The following is a 3,414-nucleotide window of genomic DNA, read 5'->3' on the forward strand; positions in this document are numbered from 1 at the left end:
GGCATGTTCGGCTGCCGGTTGGCGGCCTGGGTTGCGGCCCTGGCTCAAGGTGATCGTTGCGTGTCAGGCGACGGGATGACCACCCAGCTCGGGTTTTGTTCAAAGCCTTGCGCTGCGCGCTTAGCTCACTGCGTTTGCCAGTGCTTTGGCGTCTTCTTCGCCGAACGTTTCTTCCAGTTGCTCGGGGGAGTAGTCCAGGTCGATCTGGCCCACCGGAACGCCCCGTGCCGATTCGATGGCGCCTAGGCGGCGTTGTGCCCGGTCGGCCGCGTACTCGATGAACTCCTGCGGGTCGTTGTCGAACGGGCGCGGCTCTTCGAACTGGTCCTGCACCCATTGGATCATCCCGAGCGCGTGCGGCAGCAGTTCGCCCATGCGCTGCTGGACCGCGTCCCACAGGGAATCGTCGGCCGCGATGTGTCGTCGGCAGGTGAAGGTGCCCCACGCCATGTGGCGACGTTCGTCGTCGCCGATGTGTTTCACCAGTTGCTGCATGCCGGGCAGGATGCCGCGCGTGGTGCAGACCTTTTGCCACGCGTAGTAGCCCGTCAGCGCCAGGCTGCCTTCGATCACGTGGTTGTAGGTGACGCTCGCGCGGATCTGGTTCAGCGGGCTCGGGTCGTGCTCCAGCACGGCGAGCGACTCCGGCAGCTCCTCGTAGAACAGCTTGCGGTAGTGCGGGTTCTCACTCACGTACGAGGTCAGGTCCTCCGTCAGCCCCACCGCGTCCATCCACCGGCGGAAGACCTCCGTGTGCTTGGCCTCCTCGAAGCAGAACTGGGTCAGGTACATCTCGTCGCCGAACCGGCCCTCGGCGGCCATCGCCTTCATGAACGGCTGGATGTCCTCCGTCACCGCCTCCTCGCCGGCGATGAACTGCGCGCACAGGTACGTCGACGACCGGCGCTCCTCGTCGGTGAGGGTCTGCCAGTCCTCGGCGTCCTTGCTGAAGTCGATGTCGGCCGGGTTCCAGAACTTCCGGTTCCCCTTCACGAACAGGCGCAACGGGAACGAATCCCAGTTCAGCCCGCCCCGGCGCAGCGAGGCGAATCCGGTGCGGTGCGCGGGCAGGGTTCCAGTCATGTCGCTCACTCCATTGTGGACGAGTAGTGGGTGATGGCCGGTGCGAGCGCGGCGCAGACCAGGTCGGCCGCCTCGGCCGCGGAATGGGTCGGCAGCACCAGGTGGCTCAACGAGAGCCGCACCGCGGTCTCGGCGAGCAGGTTCGCGGCCTCGGTGCTGAGGGTGGGAAGGAACTGGCGGTAGTGCGTCGCGGCGGTGGCCATCGCCGCGGACAGCACCGGCTCACCCCGGGTGGTGAGCAGCGGCAGCAGGTCCTCGCCCTGGGGCGTGCCCAGCGCGGAGGCGACCAGGCGGTTCTCCCTGGCGTGTTCGATCGTGTAGGTGACCGCGCCCCGGATGCCGGTCAGCAGATCGGGCGCCGACGCGAACCGCTGGTGGATGCCGTCCAGGAACTCGCCCGTGGTGCGCAGGACGACCGCCTGCACGAGCGCGTTCTTGTTGCCGAACTCGTTGTAGACCGTCTGACGGCTGACGCCGGCCGCCGACGCCACGTCCGCCATCCGCAGGGCCGCGTAGCCCCGCGCCGCCAGGATGTCGGCCGCCGCGTCGAGCAGGGTCTCCCGGAGCGAAGTCCTGGTCCGCTCCACGAACGAGTCGGTGATCTCAGTCACAAGAACAGCTTGACACACGTTGTTCTGGTGTCAAGGAAGTTGACCCGAACGGCGTCAATGTAAAGCGGTTGTGAGATGCCGGCCGGAACTGTCGGTGGGTCCGGCTACCGTGGCTGTCGTGGGAACAGCCGTCGGATTCGACCTGGACATGACGCTCATCGATCCACGGCCGGGCATGGTCGCGGTGATGAACGCGCTCGGCGAGGAGGCGGGCCTTCCGCTGGACGGTGAGCACTTCGCCGCCAACCTCGGCCCGCCGCTGGACATGGTGCTGCGTGACTTCGGCGCGCCCGAAGACCGCATCGGCGCGCTCGTCGACCGGTTCCGCCAGCTGTACCCGGAGATCGTGATCCCGGAGACCGTCGCCCTGCCCGGCGCGCACGAGGCGCTCGCCGCGGTGCACGAGGCCGGCGGTCGCACGGTCGTCGTCACCGGCAAGTACGGCCCGAACGCGGCGCTGCACGTGAAGGCGCTCGGCCTCGCCGTCGACGTGCTCGTGGGCGAGCTGTGGTCGGACGGCAAGGCGGTGGCGCTGCGCGAGCACGGCGCGACGATCTACGCCGGTGATCACCTGGGTGACGTGCGGGGTGCGCTGGCTGCCGGTGCGGTGCCGGTGGGTGTGACGACGGGCCCCTGCACCCGCGACGAGTTGCTGGAGGCGGGGGCCGAGGTGGTCTTCGAGAGCCTGGCGGAGTTCCCGGCCTGGCTCAGCCGGCAGCCGCTTTCCGGTGCTCGCGAACCAGTGAAATGAGCGACAGGGCGATGCCGAGGGGAGTGGCCACCCCGGCGACGGCGCTCAGCCACACCGGGAGGTCCCGCAGGCCGAACGCGAACAGGACGAACACAGCCAGCACGGCCAGCACGCCGACGGCGAACACACCGATCCCGAGCCGCATGAGGAACGGCTTGCGCGGGGAAGTCTTGGCCGGAGTATCCATGGCACAAGGTTAGAACCCATATCTTCTTCACCGGAGGGCGCATACCGGGATAGGCTGGCGGATACGCGTCCTGGGTACGCCCAGGGCGCGTTCGTCGTGCAGGGCGGTCACGTGCCGCCGGTACGCGAGATGACTTACTCAGAGCGAAGGAACGGTGAGGGCAGTGCCGACCGGCAAGGTCAAGTGGTACGACGCGGAGAAGGGGTTCGGTTTCGTCACCCAGGACGGCGGCCAGGACGTCTACATCCGCAAGACCGCGCTCCCCCAAGGGGTCGAGGCACTCAAGGCAGGCCAGCGGCTGGAGTTCGGCGTCGCCGACGGCCGTCGTGGCCCGCAGGCCCTGTCCGTTCGGCTGATCGACAGCCTGCCCTCGGTCGCCGAAGCGCGCCGCCGCCCGGCGGAGGAGCTGCACGGCCTGATCGAGGACATGATCAAGCTGCTCGAGATGAAGGTGCAGCCGGACCTGCGCCGCGGCCGCTACCCCGACCGCAAGAACACCAAACGGATCGCGGAAGTGATGCGCGCGGTGGCCCGCGACCTCGACCCGTAAGCCGGGTCACAGAGGGAGCCGCCGGCCACCACACAACCGCACCCGGCAACGCAAGCTGCTCACCTCACGAGCCACCCCTCTCCCGCAACCCGATCCCCAGCCAAATCGGTTGCCGAGCCACCGGGTCAAGGCACGCTTTCCCCACAAGAGAAGAACAGGTCCGAGTGGCGGAATGGCAGACGCGCTAGCTTGAGGTGCTAGTGCCCGTAAAGGGCGTGGGGGTTCAAGTCCC

At 68.0% G+C, this 3,414-nt stretch carries 5 protein-coding genes; 2 read left to right on the forward strand and 3 right to left on the reverse strand.

The features are described 5' to 3' along the window. Positions 1-120: 120 nt before the first annotated feature. Both ABZ193_RS43435 and ABZ193_RS43440 read right to left on the reverse strand, forming a co-directional pair. Entirely contained in the window at positions 121-1,083 is a 963-nt protein-coding gene (locus tag ABZ193_RS43435) for a R2-like ligand-binding oxidase (RefSeq protein ID WP_020416908.1), read from the reverse strand. 5 nt (positions 1,084-1,088) lie between these two features. Beyond that, positions 1,089-1,694, reverse strand: a complete 606-nt coding sequence (locus ABZ193_RS43440; RefSeq protein WP_020416907.1) for a TetR family transcriptional regulator — start codon at positions 1,692-1,694, stop codon at positions 1,089-1,091. Positions 1,695-1,812: 118 nt separating this feature from the next. Here ABZ193_RS43440 and ABZ193_RS43445 point away from each other — a divergent pair, with 118 nt between their 5' ends. Further along, on the forward strand, positions 1,813-2,445 hold the full coding sequence (locus ABZ193_RS43445) for an HAD family hydrolase (protein ID WP_354714670.1): 633 nt from the start codon (positions 1,813-1,815) through the stop codon (positions 2,443-2,445). Here ABZ193_RS43445 and ABZ193_RS43450 read toward each other — a convergent pair. Continuing rightward, positions 2,402-2,632 carry a hypothetical protein gene (locus tag ABZ193_RS43450; RefSeq protein WP_017985245.1) on the reverse strand — a complete coding sequence of 77 codons (231 nt, stop codon included), beginning with the start codon at positions 2,630-2,632 and terminating at the stop codon, positions 2,402-2,404. The genes ABZ193_RS43445 and ABZ193_RS43450 overlap by 44 nt on opposite strands. A gap of 163 nt (positions 2,633-2,795) precedes the next feature. Between ABZ193_RS43450 and ABZ193_RS43455 the strand changes: the two genes are divergently transcribed. Further along, the gene (locus ABZ193_RS43455) at positions 2,796-3,182 is read left to right on the forward strand and encodes a cold-shock protein (RefSeq protein WP_017985244.1); all 387 of its coding nucleotides are present in this window, start codon (positions 2,796-2,798) and stop codon (positions 3,180-3,182) included. Positions 3,183-3,414: the final 232 nt, after the last annotated feature.

This window comes from Amycolatopsis sp. NPDC006125, assembly GCF_040614195.1.
Lineage (GTDB): Bacteria > Actinomycetota > Actinomycetes > Mycobacteriales > Pseudonocardiaceae > Amycolatopsis_E > Amycolatopsis_E tucumanensis.